Annotated in this window: 17 protein-coding genes; 6 read left to right on the top strand and 11 right to left on the bottom strand. The window is 60.2% G+C overall.

The features are described from left to right. Window positions 1-42: 42 nt before the first annotated feature. The 3 genes from ROLI_RS04210 to ROLI_RS04200 all read left to right on the top strand — a co-directional run bounded on the left by ROLI_RS04210 (window position 43) and on the right by ROLI_RS04200 (window position 2,556). Window positions 43-1,029, top strand: coding sequence for an alpha/beta hydrolase (locus tag ROLI_RS04210; RefSeq protein WP_187431152.1), 987 nt, complete (start codon window positions 43-45; stop codon window positions 1,027-1,029). Continuing rightward, a complete protein-coding gene (locus tag ROLI_RS04205) occupies window positions 1,013-1,717 on the top strand; it encodes a glutathione S-transferase N-terminal domain-containing protein (protein ID WP_187431151.1) in 705 nt (234 codons plus the stop codon). The genes ROLI_RS04210 and ROLI_RS04205 overlap by 17 nt, the downstream gene beginning before the upstream one ends. A gap of 113 nt (window positions 1,718-1,830) precedes the next feature. Next, a complete protein-coding gene (locus tag ROLI_RS04200; protein ID WP_187431150.1) occupies window positions 1,831-2,556 on the top strand; it encodes a Crp/Fnr family transcriptional regulator in 726 nt (241 codons plus the stop codon). Here the strand turns inward: ROLI_RS04200 and ROLI_RS04195 are convergent. The 4 genes from ROLI_RS04195 to ROLI_RS04180 form a co-directional block, all read right to left on the bottom strand. Next, a complete protein-coding gene (locus ROLI_RS04195; protein ID WP_187431149.1) occupies window positions 2,553-3,167 on the bottom strand; it encodes an inner membrane-spanning protein YciB in 615 nt (204 codons plus the stop codon). The two genes, ROLI_RS04200 and ROLI_RS04195, sit on opposite strands and share 4 nt — an antisense overlap. Window positions 3,168-3,176: 9 nt before the next feature. Further along, window positions 3,177-4,079 carry an EamA family transporter gene (locus tag ROLI_RS04190; protein ID WP_187431148.1) on the bottom strand — a complete coding sequence of 301 codons (903 nt, stop codon included), beginning with the start codon at window positions 4,077-4,079 and terminating at the stop codon, window positions 3,177-3,179. Between the two features lie 55 nt (window positions 4,080-4,134). Then, window positions 4,135-5,592, bottom strand: coding sequence for a signal recognition particle-docking protein FtsY (gene ftsY / locus ROLI_RS04185; RefSeq protein ID WP_338469229.1), 1,458 nt, complete (start codon window positions 5,590-5,592; stop codon window positions 4,135-4,137). A gap of 78 nt (window positions 5,593-5,670) precedes the next feature. After that, window positions 5,671-7,371 carry an NAD(P)H-dependent oxidoreductase subunit E gene (locus ROLI_RS04180; RefSeq protein ID WP_187430218.1) on the bottom strand — a complete coding sequence of 567 codons (1,701 nt, stop codon included), beginning with the start codon at window positions 7,369-7,371 and terminating at the stop codon, window positions 5,671-5,673. Between the two features lie 446 nt (window positions 7,372-7,817). Here ROLI_RS04180 and ROLI_RS04175 point away from each other — a divergent pair, with 446 nt between their 5' ends. Beyond that, window positions 7,818-8,225, top strand: coding sequence for a hypothetical protein (locus tag ROLI_RS04175; protein WP_405049019.1), 408 nt, complete (start codon window positions 7,818-7,820; stop codon window positions 8,223-8,225). Between the two features lie 6 nt (window positions 8,226-8,231). On the opposite strand, the gene xseA is transcribed toward ROLI_RS04175, so the two are convergent. Continuing rightward, entirely contained in the window at window positions 8,232-9,773 is a 1,542-nt protein-coding gene (xseA, locus tag ROLI_RS04170; protein WP_187430219.1) for an exodeoxyribonuclease VII large subunit, read from the bottom strand. A gap of 80 nt (window positions 9,774-9,853) precedes the next feature. Between xseA and purD the strand changes: the two genes are divergently transcribed. After that, on the top strand, window positions 9,854-11,125 hold the full coding sequence (purD, locus tag ROLI_RS04165) for a phosphoribosylamine--glycine ligase (RefSeq protein WP_187430220.1): 1,272 nt from the start codon (window positions 9,854-9,856) through the stop codon (window positions 11,123-11,125). Here the strand turns inward: purD and ROLI_RS04160 are convergent. Together ROLI_RS04160 and ROLI_RS04155 are read right to left on the bottom strand one after the other, a co-directional pair. Further along, complete coding sequence (locus tag ROLI_RS04160; protein ID WP_187430221.1) at window positions 11,122-11,865, bottom strand: VCBS repeat-containing protein; 744 nt, start codon at window positions 11,863-11,865, stop codon at window positions 11,122-11,124. The two genes, purD and ROLI_RS04160, sit on opposite strands and share 4 nt — an antisense overlap. Continuing rightward, window positions 11,865-12,188: a 2Fe-2S iron-sulfur cluster-binding protein gene (locus ROLI_RS04155; RefSeq protein ID WP_187430222.1), complete on the bottom strand. Its 324-nt coding sequence runs from the start codon at window positions 12,186-12,188 to the stop codon at window positions 11,865-11,867. Before ROLI_RS04155 ends, ROLI_RS04160 begins: the two co-directional genes overlap by 1 nt. Before the next feature lie 523 nt (window positions 12,189-12,711). On the opposite strand from ROLI_RS04155, the gene ROLI_RS04150 reads away from it, so the two are divergent. Then, window positions 12,712-13,230, top strand: coding sequence for a peptidoglycan-binding domain-containing protein (locus ROLI_RS04150; protein ID WP_187430223.1), 519 nt, complete (start codon window positions 12,712-12,714; stop codon window positions 13,228-13,230). 48 nt (window positions 13,231-13,278) lie between these two features. Here ROLI_RS04150 and ROLI_RS04145 read toward each other — a convergent pair whose 3' ends face one another. The 4 genes from ROLI_RS04145 to hflK all read right to left on the bottom strand — a co-directional run bounded on the left by ROLI_RS04145 (window position 13,279) and on the right by hflK (window position 17,198). Then, complete coding sequence (locus tag ROLI_RS04145) at window positions 13,279-14,754, bottom strand: Do family serine endopeptidase (RefSeq protein WP_187430224.1); 1,476 nt, start codon at window positions 14,752-14,754, stop codon at window positions 13,279-13,281. Between the two features lie 187 nt (window positions 14,755-14,941). After that, window positions 14,942-15,145, bottom strand: coding sequence for a DUF2065 domain-containing protein (locus ROLI_RS04140; RefSeq protein WP_187430225.1), 204 nt, complete (start codon window positions 15,143-15,145; stop codon window positions 14,942-14,944). Next, window positions 15,142-16,041, bottom strand: a complete 900-nt coding sequence (gene hflC, locus ROLI_RS04135) for a protease modulator HflC (protein WP_187430226.1) — start codon at window positions 16,039-16,041, stop codon at window positions 15,142-15,144. The genes ROLI_RS04140 and hflC overlap by 4 nt, the downstream gene beginning before the upstream one ends. Beyond that, the gene (gene hflK / locus ROLI_RS04130; RefSeq protein ID WP_187430227.1) at window positions 16,041-17,198 is read right to left on the bottom strand and encodes an FtsH protease activity modulator HflK; all 1,158 of its coding nucleotides are present in this window, start codon (window positions 17,196-17,198) and stop codon (window positions 16,041-16,043) included. The genes hflC and hflK overlap by 1 nt, the downstream gene beginning before the upstream one ends. Window positions 17,199-17,252: the final 54 nt, after the last annotated feature.

Below are 17,252 nucleotides of genomic sequence, written 5' to 3'. Positions count from 1 at the left end.
ATGGCACATATCGACCACAATATCTTGTAGAAGGGGCAGCGCATGCCAGTGCTCAGGATCAATGCCACCGAAGACGGCCTGCAGCACCATGCCAGCACCATCCCCCTGGCGCGCGTTCTGGCGGCACAGGCGACACAGACCGGCCCCATCGTCATCATGCTGCATGGGTATAAATATACCCCCGAAGACGCCGCACATTGCCCGCATCGCAAGCTCTTCAATGCTGCCGCCAACGGCTGGCCCCGCGCGCTCGGATTTTTGAGCGATCAGGTTGATGAAGGCCTGTGCATCGCCTTTGCCTGGTCCGCGCGTGGTCCCCTGTGGCGGGCGCATCGTCGCGCTGCAAAACTCGGCGCGGTTCTGGCGGGCCTGATCGCATCGTTACGCGCGCTGGCACCTCACCGCCCCCTGCATCTGATCGCCCATTCGCTGGGCGCGGAAATCGCGCTGTCGGCGCTGGTCCATCTGCCCGGTGCCAGCATTGATCGGATGCTGCTGCTGACGGGCGCAAGCTTCATCGGCAAGGCCCAGGACATGCTGGCAACCCCCGCCGGGATGACAACCGAAGTGTTCAATATAACGAGCCGCGAAAACGACCTGTTTGACCTCGCCTTCGAGCATCTGGTCGCCGCCCGCGATCTCAATGACCGCGCCATCGGCCAGGGGGTACAGGCCCCCAATGCCCTAAATCTGCAACTGGATTGCGACACAACGCTTAATGCGCTGGCGCTTCTGGGCTTACCGGTTGCGCGCGCGCAGCGCCGCGTCAGCCATTGGTCCGTCTATCAACGCCCTGGCGTCATGGCGCTTTATGCTGCAATCCTGCGGGGCGATGGTGCGCTGACACAATCACGTCTTGCGCATCTGTTGCCTGAAGCTTGCGCGCCGCGCTGGTCCCGCTTCAAACCTGTGCGGTTTGCGCGGGGTGGCCCCACGGGTCCGGCGTTGGTGCCCCTTGCTCTGAGGATGAAAAACCGCATCATGGCGGCAACATCAGCGCAGGGAAAAAATAATGAGCACGCCTATTGATCTCTATTTCTGGCCGACACCCAACGGCTGGAAAATCTCTATCGCGCTGGAAGAAATGGCGCTGCCCTATGAGACCCACCTGATCAACATCGGTGCGGGCGATCAATTCGCGCCGGATTTCCTTAAAGTTGCGCCTAACAACCGCATCCCCGCGATTATCGATCCGGATGGACCCGATGGCGCATCAATATCGGTCTTTGAATCCGGTGCGATCCTGCAATATCTGGCGCGCAAGACCGGGCAATTTGGCGGCACCACCGAGCGCGAAAAAATCGCCGTAACGGAGTGGTTAATGTGGCAGATGGGCGGGCTTGGACCGATGGCCGGACAAGCGCATCACTTCCTGAAATACGCCCCCTTCATGGAGCCGCCCAACGATATCCCCTATGCCAAGGACCGGTACCGCGCGGAAACAGCACGTCTTTATGGGGTGTTAGACCGGGAATTGGCGCGACACGAATATGTCGCGGGCGATTTTTATTCCATCGCGGATATGGCAATCTGGGGCTGGGCCTCGCTCTGGGAGGGGCAACAACAGAGCCTTGAGGATAAACCAAATATGGCGCGTTGGCTGGATATGATGGCCGCGCGACCGGGGGTTCAGGCGGGGCGTGCGCTGCATGCAGAAAAGCGCGCTGATTTTCGCAAGGACAAGGACGCACAGGCCAAGCTGTTCAAGAAAAGCTGATCCGCCGGATATGAAGGACGCATTTTGCGAGACTTTACGTCCCGATTTTCTTTGCAAAGCGAATGATTTGCCGCCACAACCCCGAAGGTGGTGTTAAAAGGTAGTCAGCCCGTATGCTCGAATCTGTGATCATTCCACAGAACCTGGTCTATCTCGCAGGTGCGTTTTATGTCGCGGGTCTCGCGATCACAAATCAGATCGTTCTGCGCCTTTTCATTCTGGCCGGAACCGCGATTTATCTCGTCTACTATTCGACCATCGCGGAAAACCCCCTTTGGGAGGCCATTTACGTCAGCCTGTTGATCGGTCTTGCCAACCTGGGCGGGCTCACGGCGCTGATTGCGCGCAATTCGCGGCTGGCGATTCCGGCCGCCCATGCAGATATTTATTTCGATTTCCCGCGATTGCCGCCGGGGGATTTTCGCGCGCTGATGAAACTGGCGCACCGTTATACTGTGGAGGAAGATCGCCAGATCACCGTTGAAGGTGAGCCGGGCAGCAAGCTTTATTTTGTGATCAAGGGGGCCACGCTGGTGCGCAAAGGGGATCAGGCCTTTGTTCTCTCCCCAAAGCTGTTTCTGGGCGAGATCGCCTTTCTGATTGGCACGCCAAGTTCGGCCTCGGCCTGGCTGGAAGAGGGGGCCGAAGTGCTGGAATGGCGCTTTGACGATTTACGCCGAAAATGCGCCAAGAACGTGCGGTTCAAACTGGCGCTTGAAGCCGCCATTTCGGTGGACCTGGCGCGCAAGGTCGCCCATTCCACCGGCAAGGATGCAAGGCGCATTGCGGATATTCCAAAGCCGATGGTGGACGCCTTGAGTTCGGTCCAAAAGGGTTAGGCTTCCTCGTCGGGCTCTTCGGTAATCAGATGGTCTTGCAGGGTGGTGAATTGCCACATCAAAAATGCCATCAGAACAACCGGAAAACCAAATGTTTCGATCTTGACCCAGGCATCTGTGGACATGCTGCGCCAGACCACCTCATTGGCCACGGCCAGCAGCGCGAACATCGCACACAGCCGGCGCGTCAGGATCATCCAGCCTTCTTCGCGCATCGGCATCATCTCGTTCATAACATAGGCGAGGTAGGATTGGCCGCGCAAAAGACCGATGCCCAAAAGCACCGAGAACAGCCCATAAACGATGCTGGTTTTCATCTTGAAAAACCGCTCATCGTTGAACCAGGCGGTCAGGCCACCAAAGAAGATCACCATGAAAGCGGTGAAGACCTGCATCCGGCTGAGTTGCCCCGTCAAGCGCCACAGGATCGCCATGGCCACCAGCAGGATCGGTACGAACACCAGAGCGGCCACGATGAAGCCGGAATATTCCGTGCCTCCGATCACAAATACGTCTTCCTTGATCTTCAGATAGATCAGGAAAAACAGGATGGTAGGGCCCAGTTCGAGGACCTGTTTCAAAATCGGGTTGATCGGTTTTATCTCTGACATTGTTCTTCCTTATCCGCCCATCTCCACTATCACAGCCCCCAGCGCAATCAATGCCATAAGGGCGATGCGGCGCGGCCCGACGGTCTCCTTGAGGAACAACCAGCCGATCAGAGCTGCGAACACCGTCGAGGTTTCACGCAAGACGGCCGCCTCGCCGACCTTGTCCAGACGCGTGGCCATCATCACCGCGCCGAAACTGAAGGGGGCGACCAGACCGCCGACCAGACCGCGCATCATCAAGGGGGCCAATGTCGGGCGATCCTGCAGGCGCAGCCACCGCGCAGCCGCGACCAAGGGCATGAAAAACCCGTCGATCATGAAGAACCATGCCAGGAAGGTGAAGGGGTTCGCCGTGGCGCGGATGCCGTAGGCGTCATAGGTCGTGTAAAGCGCGACAAAGAGGCCGGTGAGGACGGCCAGACCAAGGGCAGCGTTGAGCGTGTCGCGTTCGGAGATCAGAAAGATCATGTTATAGATTGCCAGACCAAAGATCCCCGCAAGCAATACCGCAATGCCGAGCCATTGGGTGCCGGTGAAGGTTTCCTCGAAGATCACATAGGCACCGATCACCGTGAACAGCGGCCCCGTGCCCCGCACCACCGGATAGACCACCGTATAGGCGCCTTTGGTATAGGCCCAGGCTTGCAGCAATTTGTAGATCACATGGATCAACCAGACGGCGGCAAATATCGGCCACATATGAGATTCGGGCCAGGGCACCACAAAGAGCACGAAGGGGATGGCCATGACCATATAACAGAAATCAATGGCTCCGCGGGTGAGCCAGGGATCATGGCGGCCCTTTTGCAGCGCCCCGAAGACCGCATGTAGCAAAGCCGCCATCAAGGCCAGAACGAGGGCCATACGGTGACCGGTTTCCGTGCCCTCAATAGAGATCAGCCAGTCGGTCACGCAGGCAAGGAAGGTGGCCCAAGGCCCACCTTACGGGCGCAGGCGTTTGGGCATGTCATGCGCGCTCAAGGCCCATCAAGGCATCCGCGAATTCCTGCGGATCGAAGGCATCCAGATCGTCGATCTGTTCGCCCACACCGATGGCGTGGATCGGCAGGCCAAATTTATCCGCCAGCGCCACCAGCACGCCGCCCTTGGCGGTGCCGTCGAGTTTGGTCATCACGAGGCCCGAGACATCAGATATTTCGCTGAAGACCTTGACCTGGTTGAGTGCGTTCTGACCGGTCGTGGCGTCCAGCACCAGGAGCGTGTTGTGCGGCGCGGTTTCGTCCTTTTTGCGGATCACGCGCACGATCTTGGCGAGTTCCTCCATCAGATCGGTGCGGTTTTGCAGACGCCCTGCGGTGTCGATCAGCAGCAGGTCCGCCCCATTGGCCTGCGCCTTGGTCATTGCGTCATAGGCGAGGCTGGCAGGGTCCGAGCCTTCGGGTGCGGTCAGGACCGGCACGCCCGCGCGATCCCCCCAGACCTGTAATTGTTCGACCGCAGCGGCGCGGAACGTATCCCCGGCGGCGATCACGACCCTCTTGCCCGCCGCGCGGAACTGGCTGGCCAGTTTGCCGATGGTTGTTGTCTTGCCCGATCCATTCACGCCCACGACCAAGACCACCTGCGGGGTGCGCGGATAAAGCGGCAGCGGTTTGGCCACCGGCTCCATAATGCGCGCGATTTCACCGGCCATCAGGTCCTTGATTTCGGGCACAGAGAGTTTGCGCCCCATCCGCCCTTCGGCCATGTTCGCCACGACCCTGAGGGCGGTATCCACGCCCATATCGGCGGTGATCAGCAGTTCTTCGAGCTGTTCGAGCATCGCATCATCAAGGGTACGGCGCACCACCGGTTGTGCGCTTGAGCGGCCCATCAGGCGGCCCAGGATGCCCGGTTTGGACGGTGCTGGCATCGTATCCTGTGCGATCAAGTCTGAGGATATCGGTTCAGGCCTGCGCAAGGGTGAAACAGGCGTGACAACGGGATCATCGTCCGGGAGTAACGGAGGCTGTGACGCTGTTGCCTGTGTCGCACCCGCATCCAATTTAGCAGGGTCGGCACTTCGGGGCTCTGGCTCTGGCTCTGGCTCTGGCTCTGGCTCTGGCTCTGGCTCTGGCTCTGGCTCTGGCTCTGGCTCTGGCTCTGGCTCTGGCTCTGGCTCTGGCTCTGGCTCTGGCTCTGGCTCTGGCTCTGGCTCTGGCTCTGGCTCTGGCTCTGGCTCTGGCTCTGGCTCTGGCTCTGGAAGGGGATCAGGCAACACGTCAGGTGTGTCAACAGGTGCCGCATCTGCGACATCCGCATCATCAACAACCTCGGATGCTTGCGCCGGTTGCGCCATGACGTCATCAACGGCGGGTGCGGCGCTCTCTGCAACGCCACCCTCCTCGACGATCGCCTCCAAACCCTCATCCAGCTTGGAGGAGGACTTGAACAGGCGATCCTTGAGTTTCTTGAAAAATGCCATCTACGCCCGCGCCCCCTTGACCGTTCTCCCCCCTCTAAGGGGAATTCACGGCAAGGGGAAGACCCGGACGGGTCCAGTTCATATCTCGTCGGGGAAGTGCTTGATGACCATGCGGATCGGGTTGGGGGCGGCCTGCCCCAGACCACAGATCGAGGTATCCACCATCGCCGTGCTCAACTCTTCCAGCAAGGGCTGGTCCCAGGTGTCCTGCTGCATCAGCTTGACGGCCTTTTCACACCCCACACGGCAGGGCGTGCATTGCCCGCAGCTTTCATCCTCAAAAAACCGCAGCATATTGAGCGCCGCGGCGCGTGCCGAATCCTGGTCCGACAAGACCACGACCGCCGCCGACCCGATAAACGAGCCCAAAGGTTGCAGCGTGTCAAAATCAAGCGGCACATCATGGATCGCGGCGGGCAACAACCCCGAGGACGGCCCGCCGGGTTGATAGGCCTTGAAAATATGCCCCTCAGCCATACCGCCCGCCGCCTCGATGATATCGGTGATAGTGGACCCGGCGGGCAGCAGATAGACGCCAGGTGCGGCCACGCGACCCGACACGGAATAGCTGCGCAAACCCTTGCGACCGTTCTTTTCGGTGGCGGACAACACCTCCGGCCCTTCGCGGCAAATGCGCGTGACCCAATGAAGCGTCTCGACATTATGCACCAGCGTGGGTTGGCCAAAAATCCCGACCTGCGCCACAAAGGGGGGACGGTGACGCGGCATGCCGCGCTTGCCCTCAATGCTCTCGATCATCGCGGATTCCTCACCGCAGATATAGGCCCCGGCGCCCCGGCGCAGGTCGATATAGCCCGGCTCCACGATCCCGGCCTTCTCCAGCGCCTTGATTTCACGGGCCAGAATTTCCAAAACGGCGGGGTATTCGTCACGCATGTAGATAAAGGCGGTTTCAGCTTCAACGGCCCAGGCCGCGATCAACATGCCCTCCAGGAACAGATGCGGCACCCGCTCCAGATAATAGCGATCCTTGAATGTGCCAGGCTCGCCCTCATCGCCGTTCACGGCCAGATAGCGCGGACCCGGATTGGCGCGCACGAAACCCCATTTCTTGCCCGACGGGAAGCCCGCCCCGCCCAAACCACGCAGGCCCGAAGCCAGAACCTTATCCTGCACCGATTCCCAATCCGCGCTGGCGCGCATATCTCTGAGAACGGCATATCCGCCCTCCGCGCAATAGGCGTCAAAATCCTGATAGGCGGGGATATGGGCGTGGGTGTGTCCCGCCTCAATCGCCGCGTTCACCTTTTCCGGCGTCGCGTGATCGATATGCGCATGCCCCAACTCCAGCACCGGTGCGGTGTCGCATCGCCCCATGCAGGGCGCGCGCAACACGCGCACCTCCATCGGATCGAGCCCTTCCTCCAGCGCCGATTTCAGCGCCTGCGCGCCCGCCAATTCACACGACAGCGAATCGCACACCCGGATGGTCAGCGCGGGCGGCGGTGTCTCGCCTTCCTTGACCACATCGAAATGCGCATAAAACGTCGCGACCTCATAGACCTCGGCCATGGACATGCGCATCTCTTCGGCCAGCGCCCGCAGATGGGCCGCCGAAAGATGCCCGAAACGGTCCTGAATTTTGTGCAGATGTTCGATCAATAGATCCGCGCGGCGTGGTGCATTCCCCAGAAGCGTGCGCACCTCATCCCAGGCCTCATCGTGCAACTGGCGGCCTTTGGTATGGCGACGTCCTTTACCCTTGCCGGATTTCCACACCCCTTTACGCGGGGTTTTATCTGCTGTGTCCAAGGCCATTTCCGTCTCCCGTGCCCGCGCGCGCCGCCCGGGGTTTCAAATCTCTGAACGTGACCATAGCAGCCCGTTTTCACGCAGGATATGACCAAAACGGACGCAGAACCGCACCAGAAACGACACTCTGTGTCTGATCAGAAACTTCCGTCATTAACTGAGACATCATCCAGGCCTTGGAGGCGGCGTGCGAAAATAGTAAACAAATCCCTAATATGAGCAAAAGCAGATCCTCTTTGATCCTTATACCGGGTGGCAATCGGCATACCGCCGCGGTGGTCCCCGCATCTTCCGGGGCGCAAAACGCCTGCAATAGGACCCGCGCGCCTAAATCACCCGCTCCTGCGCCAGGCGGGCCTAAAGCCCATGCAGATCACCGCATCGTCACAGTGCAAACGCATCGCATTGGTCGTTTCACACCCCCAGCTATGTAAGGGTTATTTATGTTTTCCATGTCCAAATACGGTATGTCCGGTCTTTTGAGCCTCTGCCTTCTCGCAGGCCCCGTACTGGCTGGCGAACCCATGTCGGCTCAGGAATTTGACGACTACACGCGCGGCAAAACCCTGTTTTACGGGCAAGGTGGCGCGTCCTATGGGGCCGAACGCTACATGAGCAACCGCCGCGTGCAATGGTCGTTTCTCGACGGGCAATGCAAGGAAGGCGAGTGGTATGAGGAAGGCGGGCAAATCTGCTTCATCTATGAAGACAACCCCGATGACCCGCAGTGCTGGACCTTCAGCGAAAAGGGCTCCGGGCTTATCGCACGCTTTCAGAACCTGCCCGGTACGACCGAGCTCTATGAAGCGGGTGATATGGGCCAAGAGATGATCTGTCTGGGTCCGGAAATCGGCGTCTGAACGGCCTCAAAACAGGTTTCCCTGCTCGGGCGGCTTGCGGGCCACCTTGCGCGGTGCGGGTTTTGCGCCGACTGTCACGCGGCCATCGGCGAATTGGATCTCCAGCGCGGTGGCTTGTTGCGCCGCTTTGCTGTCGGTCACCAGCACCCCTTCGCTGCGCACAACGGCGAAGCCCCGCTCCAGCGTCGCCTCATAGCCCAGCGTCCGGCGCAGCCTTTCCAGCGTCTCGATCCCGCTGCGCCAGCGGGTGATATTGCGCTGACCGGCATCGGACAGACGGCGGGAAATCGCGCGAAACTCGCGGGACTTGCGCGCATGCTCCTGGCGCAGGGCATCGGGGCGGAACCGCTGCGCGCGCGCTTCCAACTGCTCGCGCCGCGACGCAACCGCGCGTAACAGCGACGGGGACAAACGCGCCGATGTCTCGCGCAAGCGTCGCTTTTCAACTGAAATCGCACGATCCAAGGTCGCAGGCCGCAGGCTCCCGCTCATATCCGCAAGCCGGATTTTGCGCCGCTGCACAGAGGCGATCAGCGCCGGTCCCAGCCGCGCGCTCACCGTATCGAGCCGCTGGCGGGGGGTATCGAGCAGCGTTTCCGCGCGTGGCAGAGCACGTGCAACATCCCGCAGCCGTTGCCCGCGCCGCGTCAACCCCTGGCTCAGCGCCTGTTTCATGCGCGCATCCTGCCCCTCCAGCCAGGCCATCAATTCATGGCGCACCGGCACGGCCAATTCCGCCGCCGCCGTCGGGGTCGGGGCGCGTCTGTCGGATACGTAATCAATCAGCGTGGTATCGGTCTCATGCCCCACCGCCGAAATCAGCGGGATGTTTGAGGCCGCCACAGCGCGCGCCACGCTCTCCTCATTGAAGCCCCAGAGGTCCTCAACCGACCCCCCACCACGCGCCACGATCAACAGGTCCGGGCGTGGCAAGGCCCCCCCGACACTTAATTTGTTGAAACCCTCAATCGCGCGGGTGACTTCGGGGGCGCAATTGGTACCCTGCACCGCCACCGGCCAGATCAGAACCTTGCGCGGAAACCTGTCCCGCAAGCGGTGCAAAATATCGCGGATCACCGCGCCGGTGGGTGAGGTCACAACCCCGATCACCTCGGGCAGATAGGGCAAGGGCCGTTTGCGTGCAGGCTCAAACAGCCCTTCCGCCTCGAGCATCTTCTTGCGCTTTTCCAAAAGCGCCATCAGCGCGCCCTTGCCTGCCACCGCAACATCATCCACGTTCATGTTGTATTTGGATTGCGCCCCATAAGCCGTGATGCGCCCGGTGACGATGACCTCCAACCCCTCTTCGGGGATCACGCTGAGCTTGGCGACCTGCCCTTTCCAGGTGGTGCAGGACAGCTGGTTCCGATCATCCTTGATGTCGTAATACATATGGCCTGAGCGCGCCTTGATCACACGGCTGACCTCGCCGCGCACCCGCACACGGCCAAATTCGCCCTCCAGCGTGCGTTTCACCGCGCCGGAAATCTCGCTGACAGTGAATTCGGGCGTGTTCTGGCCCGGTGCGGGATCGTCAATCAGGTCCATGGTGCCTCTGGTGTTGTATCAAGGATGCGCGCAGCTTAGAACGCGCGGGACCTAAGGCCAAGCAGATCAGGAGCACGCCCATGAACATTCTCATCCTTGGCAGCGGCGGGCGCGAACACAGCCTCGCCTGGGCGGTGATGCAAAACCCCAAATGTGATCGTCTGATCGTGGCCCCCGGCAATGCGGGAATTGCCGAAATCGCCGATTGCGCTGCGCTGGATATCGAGGATGGCGGGGCCGTCGCCACATTTGCCGAAGAAAACGCCATTGATTTCGTGATCATCGGCCCCGAAGCGCCGCTCGCGGCGGGCGTCTCCGACCGATTGCGCGCGGCGGGGTTTCTGGTGTTCGGCCCCAGCGGGGCGGCGTCCCGGCTAGAGGCCTCCAAGGCCTTCACCAAACAGATTTGCGATGCCGCCGGGGCCCCCACCGCCGCCTATGGCCATTTCACCGATTCCGCCGCCGCGAGGGCCTATGTGCAAGCGCAAGGCGCGCCGATCGTGATCAAGGCCGACGGGCTGGCCGCGGGCAAAGGCGTGATCATCGCACAAACGATCAATGAGGCCCTGAGTGCGGTCGATGACATGTTTTCCGGCGCTTTCGGGGATGCCGGCGCGGAAGTTGTGATCGAAGAATTCATGTCCGGTGAAGAGGCATCGTTTTTCGTGCTTTGTGACGGTGAAAACGTGCTGCCCATCGGCACCGCGCAGGATCACAAGCGCGTCGGCGAGGGCGATACCGGCCCCAATACCGGCGGCATGGGGGCCTATTCTCCGGCGCCGGTGATGAGCGATGACGTCATCGCGGCTACGCTGGAGAAGATCGTGAAACCGACGATGGCCGAAATGGTACGGCAAGGCACACCTTACCAAGGGGTGTTATTTGTCGGTCTGATGATCGAAGATGGCGCGCCCCGTCTGGTGGAATATAACGTGCGCTTCGGGGATCCAGAGTGTCAGGTGCTGATGATGCGGCTGGGCGCGCAGGTGCTGGATCTGCTGCAAGCCTGCGCTGAAGGACGGCTGGCACAAGCGCAGGTCAATTGGGCCGCGGATCATGCGTTGAGCGTTGTTCTGGCGGCCAATGGCTACCCCGGTGCTTATCAAAAAGGGTCCATCATCGGGGGGGTGGACAAGGTGCCCGAGGACAGCAGCCACATGATCTTTCACGCCGGCACAGGCCGCCAGGCGGGCCAGTTCACCGCGCAGGGAGGCCGCGTTCTGGCCGTAACCGCACGCGCCGGATCGCTGGTGGAAGCACAGGGCAAAGCTTATGCAATGGTGGATGGCATTGATTGGCCCGAAGGGTTTTGCCGCCGCGACATCGGCTGGCGCGCATTACCCGAGACCTAGGAGGCACAGGCCAAAGCCCGCGCAAAAGCAGCGCGGCTTGTGTCCTCACCAATCACGCGCCCCGCCAACGCCCCGTCAAATGTGACGCTGAGCATCTGCGACCAATCTGGCGAAGCCACCAATAGCTCGGGACGCCCCGCACAAACGCGCACCCCACCGGCAATATCGCGCTCACCAATACGGTGGTTGGTCAACCCGGAAAGCTGCGCAATCAACGTCAGGTTCTGATCGCGATAGCGCAAAAGGCGCAGGGTCTTGGCCAAATGCGGCCGGTCGATATAGGCGATTTCCATATGCCCGTCGCCATCCAGATCCGCCGCGCCAATAGGGGCTAGCCACCGGAACCGTGTGCCGATGAAATCGGTCGCTGCAATCCGCCCCTGCTGACCGTAAATGGCCAACCGCGCCCCCCGCGACTGGCTGCTCTCCACGACAATCACCTCCGCCGATCCGTCAAAATCCAAATCGACAATGCGCGGCTCTGTATCCTCAAAGACCAGATCGTCCGGCAGGGTAAAACGGCGCGTCACCCCACTCGCCAGACCCACACGCAGCGTGACATGCTCAATAGCATCCCCGAGCACATCATGCGCATACCGCGTTGTCGGCCCCTCATAGCGGGCCGATATGATCGCATCACTGGCCGCAAGCGTCCCGGGCAACAGGCACAACATCAGCAGCGCGCGGCGGACGACACCTTGCAGGCACCGCCACAGCGGACGCCGCGCCCACTTGTGCATTATATCTGTTTTTCGGGCATCTTCACGATCAGACCATCGAGCGCGTCCGTGACCTTCAACTGGCAGGTCAGACGCGAGCGCGCGGGATCCGGTTCATAGGCAAAATCAAGCATGTCTTCTTCCATATCTTCCTTGGCCGGCAATTTCGCGACCCAGGCCGGATCGACATAGACGTGACAGGTGGAACAGGCACAGGCACCGCCGCAATCCGCTTCAATCCCGGGGATATTATTGTCGCGCGCGCCTTCCATTACGGTAAGGCCGTTGGCAACATCCACCACATGCTCGGTGCCGCCGTGTTCGATATAGGTAATTTTGGCCACGTCTGTCGTTCCCTTCGTAATCTGTTTCCGCCTGTCTATCGGGGCGATATAGGACGCGCCAGCCTCTTTTGCGACCCTTAAAACCCGAGGGTGGGAGATTGCGACAATATTCCCTATTTATTCTTGTTCCTACCACCACCCCGTTGATTGAGGTCGCAGGCGTCCTTAACAACGCGTGTCACTGATCTCGAAAGGGCCGGCGCTTTGTTGCGCCTCCAGGGGTCTTATTATCGCGGCCACGACAGCCGCGCGAAACCGACCCCGCCATGCCGCGTAAATCACAGGCTGAAACGCGTCCGGAGATTCTGCCATCAATGCCGATACGCGCTTCTTACCGGGTGGTGCTCGTCGGGGCCGGACCGTTTGAAAACACGGATAACGTCATGCCCAGGCGGGGCAAAAACAACGCGTGCATCTTGCCGTAGTTGACATCCATGGTGCCAACAGGGCGCTTTTGCAAAGCCTCTGGTCACAGATTGGCGAAGCCGCTACCACGGGGTCACCCAAAGTAAGAAGCATGACCATGACCCGGACGCGCGCGCGCAAACTCATTCGACCGATCACAGCGGCATGTGTTTTTACATTGATCATCGCCTGCGCCCCGCCATCAGATCCGAAAGGGCTCGCGGCAACGGGCCCCTTGGGCGCTGAGCCTGGCACCTGCTGGGACAAGACGGAAACACCGGCTGTCATTGAAACACGGCGCGAAAGGGTTCTGATCTCTCCCGCTCAGATCAGCACGGATGGTAAAATCCAGGTCCCCGCGCAATACCAAATCGAGGCGCGCCCCCAAATCATTCAGCCCCGTCAGGAAAACTGGTATCAGATCATGTGCAGCGCCGACATGACGCAAACCCTTGTCGCGAACCTGCAACGCGCCCCGAGAGCGCGGGGGTTCTACGCAGGCCCCGCCACCGGCAAACTGGATCGCGCAACCCGAGCCGCCCTTGCGGATTTTCAGACCACACAGGGCTTGACCGGCGCTGTTCTGACGGTGGCGGCGGCACAGCAACTCGGACTTGTGCCCATCGCCAGAACATAAAAAAGGGGCACCCCGAAGGACGCCCCATTCCGATCGTTGCAAGTTTTTTTATTCGGAAAGCGACAGCGCAACAAAGCGCGGATCACCAGCACGGCGCACCAGTAACAAAATGGATTTGCGCCCGGCGTCTTCGGCTGCCTCAACGCGCTTGTCCAACTCGGCGACGGTCGTGACCTTCTGCTGACCGGCTTCGGTGATGATATCACCCGCACGCAGACCTTTTTCAAAGGCCTCCGACGTCTCATCCACAGCCGTCACTGCCAAGCCCTGCATATCCGCATCCGCCCCCAGTTCCTCGCGCAACTCAGGCGTCAACGACGTGATGGTCAAGCCCATGAAGTCCTTGGTCACCGGCGCTTCTTCCAGATCAGGCCCCGCCGCAACGGCTGGCACGGCACCCTCCGCTTCCTCGCGACGCCCCAGCGTCACCTTCAGCGTCACGGATTTGCCGTCGCGCATGACCACAACACGCACCGTTTCGCCCACAGGGCTGTTGCCCACGCTGCGCACCAACCCACGCGTGTCCGCCACGTCGTTACCCGCAAAGCTCATGATGACATCGCCCGCTTCCATGCCGGCCTCCATCGCCGGACCTTCGGGCACATCCGTGACCAGCGCACCGCTCGCCGCGGCAAGGCCCATGGCTTCGGCCACATCCTCGGTCACGTCCTGAATGCGCACGCCGAGCCAGCCGCGCCGGGTTTCGCCAAACTCCTGCAACTGATCCACAACGCGCGTCACAACGTTGGACGCCATGGAAAAGCCGATCCCGATGGAACCGCCGTTGGGCGACAGGATCGCCGTATTCACACCGATCACATCGCCGTCCATATTGAACAACGGACCGCCCGAGTTGCCCCGGTTGATCGCCGCATCGGTCTGGATGTAATCATCATATGTCCCGCTGAGAGCGCGGTTGCGCGCCGATACGATCCCGGCGCTGACCGAGAAACCCTGTCCCAACGGGTTGCCCATCGCCACGACCCAATCGCCCACACGCGCCAGATCACTATCGGCAAAGGACACAAACGGTAGCGGCCCTTCGGCTTCCACCTTCAGCAGCGCAATATCCGTGTTGGGGTCGGTGCCAATCACTTCGGCTTTGAGTTCATCGCCATTGAAAAATTCGATGAGGATCTCATCAGCCCCTTCAATCACGTGATTGTTAGTGACAACAAATCCATCCTCGGAAATCACGAACCCCGACCCAAGTGCGGAAGAGCGGCGCGGCCGTTCACCATCCCCATTGTTGCGGTCCTGAAATTCACGGAAGAAATCCTCGAACGGCGAGCCATCCGGAACGATCCCCTGCGGCCCGGTACGTCCCGCGACCACCGTGGAGGTTGTGATATTGACCACCGAGGGGCTGATTTTTTCGGCCAGAGGTGCAAGGCTCGCTTGCTGCGCCAGCGCGCTCATCGGATGAACCAGCAGAACCGCCAGTGCTAAAATCGCCATCGCCAGCAGGTGCATCGGACCTGTCATATATCTGGTAATGGACACGGATACCGCTTTGGGGTGCATGTGTCGTCTCCTGAAAATACTTGTTTGTTGGCCTTACGGCATCTTGAATGGGTGATCGGCGCTCGATCTTAAAGTGCATCTAGGACCACCCTCATGCAACTTCAAAGATGTAGTGAACTTTTACAGTTTCAACAGTCCGTTACCAAACTGTGAACGCAGCGGACGCATTTTTTCCGCCGTTGCAGCTTTATCCGAAACTGCCGCCCAGTTGCCAGGCCAGCCAGACCAGGATCAACCCGCTGACAACAATGAGCAATCCCAGCTGTCGGATGGCGGCCTCCGGCAGGGCGCGCAGGGCTTCAAGCATCCGTTCAATAAGCGAAGGGGCCAGCGCATAGGCCAGCCCCTCCACGATCATTACCAACCCAAGGGCCAGTAAAATCCATGTCATCTTGATTCACCCTCGGCAGAGCGCGAGCCCTGATCCGAGCGCAGATAGTTGAAGAATTCCGAATCCGGTGACATCACCATCGTCGAATTCTCCCCGCGCAGCGAGCGTTCATAGGCCGTCAGCGAGCGGTAGAATTCAAAGAACTCCGGGTCCGCCCCAAAGGCCGCAGCAAAGATCGCGTTCCGCTCGGCGTCTGCCTCACCACGGATGATATCGGCTTCCCGCGTCGCATCCGAGGTCAGCTCCACCACGGTACGATCCGCCAAGGCGCGCACCCGCTGGGCGGCTTCTTCACCGCGCGCGATTTCATCCGCCGCTTCACGTTCCCGCTCCGCGCGCATCCTTGCGAATGTCGCATCCAGGTTCTGCTCGGGCAGGTTGGTTTGCTTCAGCCGCACATCAACCACTTCGAGACCCAGAGGCAAAGCCCGCAGACGCGCCTGATCCGTGATCCGCTGCATCAGCCCCGCCCGATCAGCAGAGAGGATAGTGTTCGATGTCACACCGTCGGAACCCAAAACAGTTCGGATCACAGGGTTAAGGATGTCTTGCAGCCGATCTTCGGCCAGACGCATGCCGCCCACACCCACAGCTTGTCGGAACTGCGTTACGTCAGAAATACGGTAGCGCGCAAAAGCATCCACGACCAAACGACGATCATCCGAGGGCGTCACTTCGACCACATCGGTATCCAGCGAAAGCGTGCGGTCATCATACCGAACAACTTCTTGAATAAGCGGGATTTTGAACGCCAATCCCGGTTCTTCCTTGACCGATTTGATCTGCCCAAATTGCAGAACCAGTGCTTTTTCGCGCTCATCCACAATAAAGACCGAACTCATGATGCCCACAACAGCAACCGCAACGATGGGAATGAGAAATTTAGCAGCTTTCATCAGTTTGTTCCTCCGCCGGACCGGCGCAATTCATTCAAGGGCAGATACGGCACGACGCCTTGTCCGCCTTCACCGCCGAGACCGCTTTCCAGGATGATCTTGTCTACATCGCCAAAGACTTTTTCCATTGTCTCCAGATAGAGGCGTTTGCGCGTCACTCCCGGTGCCTTGACGTATTCTTCAAGAACGGATGTAAAACGTGCCGCCTCACCCTGCGCTTCGTTCACTTGCTGGGCGCGGTAGGCTTCGGCGCGCTCAAGCGAGCTTGCGGCCTCACCACGGGCACCCGCTGTGACGCGGTTTGCATAGGCATCGGCCTGACGTTCCAGCCTGTCGCGCTCCTGCTCTGCCGCCTGCACTTCACGGAAGCTGTCAATGACTTCACCGGGTGGGTCGGCTTTGTCGAGGTTAAGACGGATGATATTCATACCACTGTCGTATTGATTAAGCGTTGCCTGGATCAGCTCACGCGCCTCATCTGCAATCACCTGACGGTCCCGGTTCAGGATTGGCGCAAGCTGGTTGCGCGCGATCACTTCGCGCATGGCCGATTCGGACACGGCGCGGATGGTTTCCTGAGGCTCTGCCAGATTAAACAGGAACTTCGCCGGATCATTGATGTTCCAAACCACCTGGAAATCGATGTCGATGATGTTCTCATCCGTGGTCAGCATCAAGCCAGTATCGGTGCGCGCGCCGATATCTTCGGTTTGCTCCCGCGTGACCGGCAAGACTTCTGCGGTGACCAAAGGCCAGGGCGCAAAGTTCAGACCGGATTCACCCGTGGCGTAATATTCGCCCAGGAACAATTCGACCGACTGCTCTTCGGGTGCGACCGTATAGAAACTCGCCATACCCCAAAGGATCACAGCCCCCAGACCGACAAGGCCCAGCGTGCCGCGTGTAAAGGCCGGACCGCCACCGCCGCCACCGCCCCCTGTACCAGAACCGCCGCCCTTGCCGCCCATCAGGACGCGCAGACGCTCCTGCCCTTTTTTGACCAGCTCGTCGATTTCAGGGATCTGCGGCCCATCGCCACCAGGTCCGCGCGGACCCCGTGGGCCCCCGCCGTTATTGCCCCGGTTACCGCCATTGGGCTTATCATCGTCGGAATTTCCACCGCCGCCCCCCCAGGGGCCGCCATTGTTACCAGCCATTAAGTCTCTTTCCCTCTTGGACCACGCATATCCGCGGTCAATTTCAAGTCATAG

This window comes from Roseobacter fucihabitans (assembly GCF_014337925.2).
In the GTDB taxonomy this organism is placed as follows: domain Bacteria; phylum Pseudomonadota; class Alphaproteobacteria; order Rhodobacterales; family Rhodobacteraceae; genus Roseobacter; species Roseobacter fucihabitans.
Note: the sequence above shows the minus strand (reverse complement) of the source record. Positions and strands in the feature narration are given on the sequence as shown.

Coding starts and splice junctions, on each gene's coding strand:
- ROLI_RS04200 (WP_187431150.1), top strand. CDS start 1,831: ATGCTCGAATCTGTGATCATTCCACAGAACCTGGTCTATCTCGCAGGT.
- ROLI_RS04205 (WP_187431151.1), top strand. CDS start 1,013: ATGAGCACGCCTATTGATCTCTATTTCTGGCCGACACCCAACGGCTGG.
- ROLI_RS04140 (WP_187430225.1), bottom strand. CDS start 15,145: ATGACATGGATTTTACTGGCCCTTGGGTTGGTAATGATCGTGGAGGGG.
- ftsY (WP_338469229.1), bottom strand. CDS start 5,592: ATGGCATTTTTCAAGAAACTCAAGGATCGCCTGTTCAAGTCCTCCTCC.
- hflC (WP_187430226.1), bottom strand. CDS start 16,041: ATGAAAGCTGCTAAATTTCTCATTCCCATCGTTGCGGTTGCTGTTGTG.
- hflK (WP_187430227.1), bottom strand. CDS start 17,198: ATGGCTGGTAACAATGGCGGCCCCTGGGGGGGCGGCGGTGGAAATTCC.
- ROLI_RS04145 (WP_187430224.1), bottom strand. CDS start 14,754: ATGCACCCCAAAGCGGTATCCGTGTCCATTACCAGATATATGACAGGT.
- ROLI_RS04175 (WP_405049019.1), top strand. CDS start 7,818: ATGTCCAAATACGGTATGTCCGGTCTTTTGAGCCTCTGCCTTCTCGCA.
- purD (WP_187430220.1), top strand. CDS start 9,854: ATGAACATTCTCATCCTTGGCAGCGGCGGGCGCGAACACAGCCTCGCC.
- ROLI_RS04210 (WP_187431152.1), top strand. CDS start 43: ATGCCAGTGCTCAGGATCAATGCCACCGAAGACGGCCTGCAGCACCAT.
- ROLI_RS04150 (WP_187430223.1), top strand. CDS start 12,712: ATGACCCGGACGCGCGCGCGCAAACTCATTCGACCGATCACAGCGGCA.
- ROLI_RS04180 (WP_187430218.1), bottom strand. CDS start 7,371: ATGGCCTTGGACACAGCAGATAAAACCCCGCGTAAAGGGGTGTGGAAA.
- ROLI_RS04160 (WP_187430221.1), bottom strand. CDS start 11,865: ATGCACAAGTGGGCGCGGCGTCCGCTGTGGCGGTGCCTGCAAGGTGTC.
- ROLI_RS04195 (WP_187431149.1), bottom strand. CDS start 3,167: ATGTCAGAGATAAAACCGATCAACCCGATTTTGAAACAGGTCCTCGAA.
- xseA (WP_187430219.1), bottom strand. CDS start 9,773: ATGGACCTGATTGACGATCCCGCACCGGGCCAGAACACGCCCGAATTC.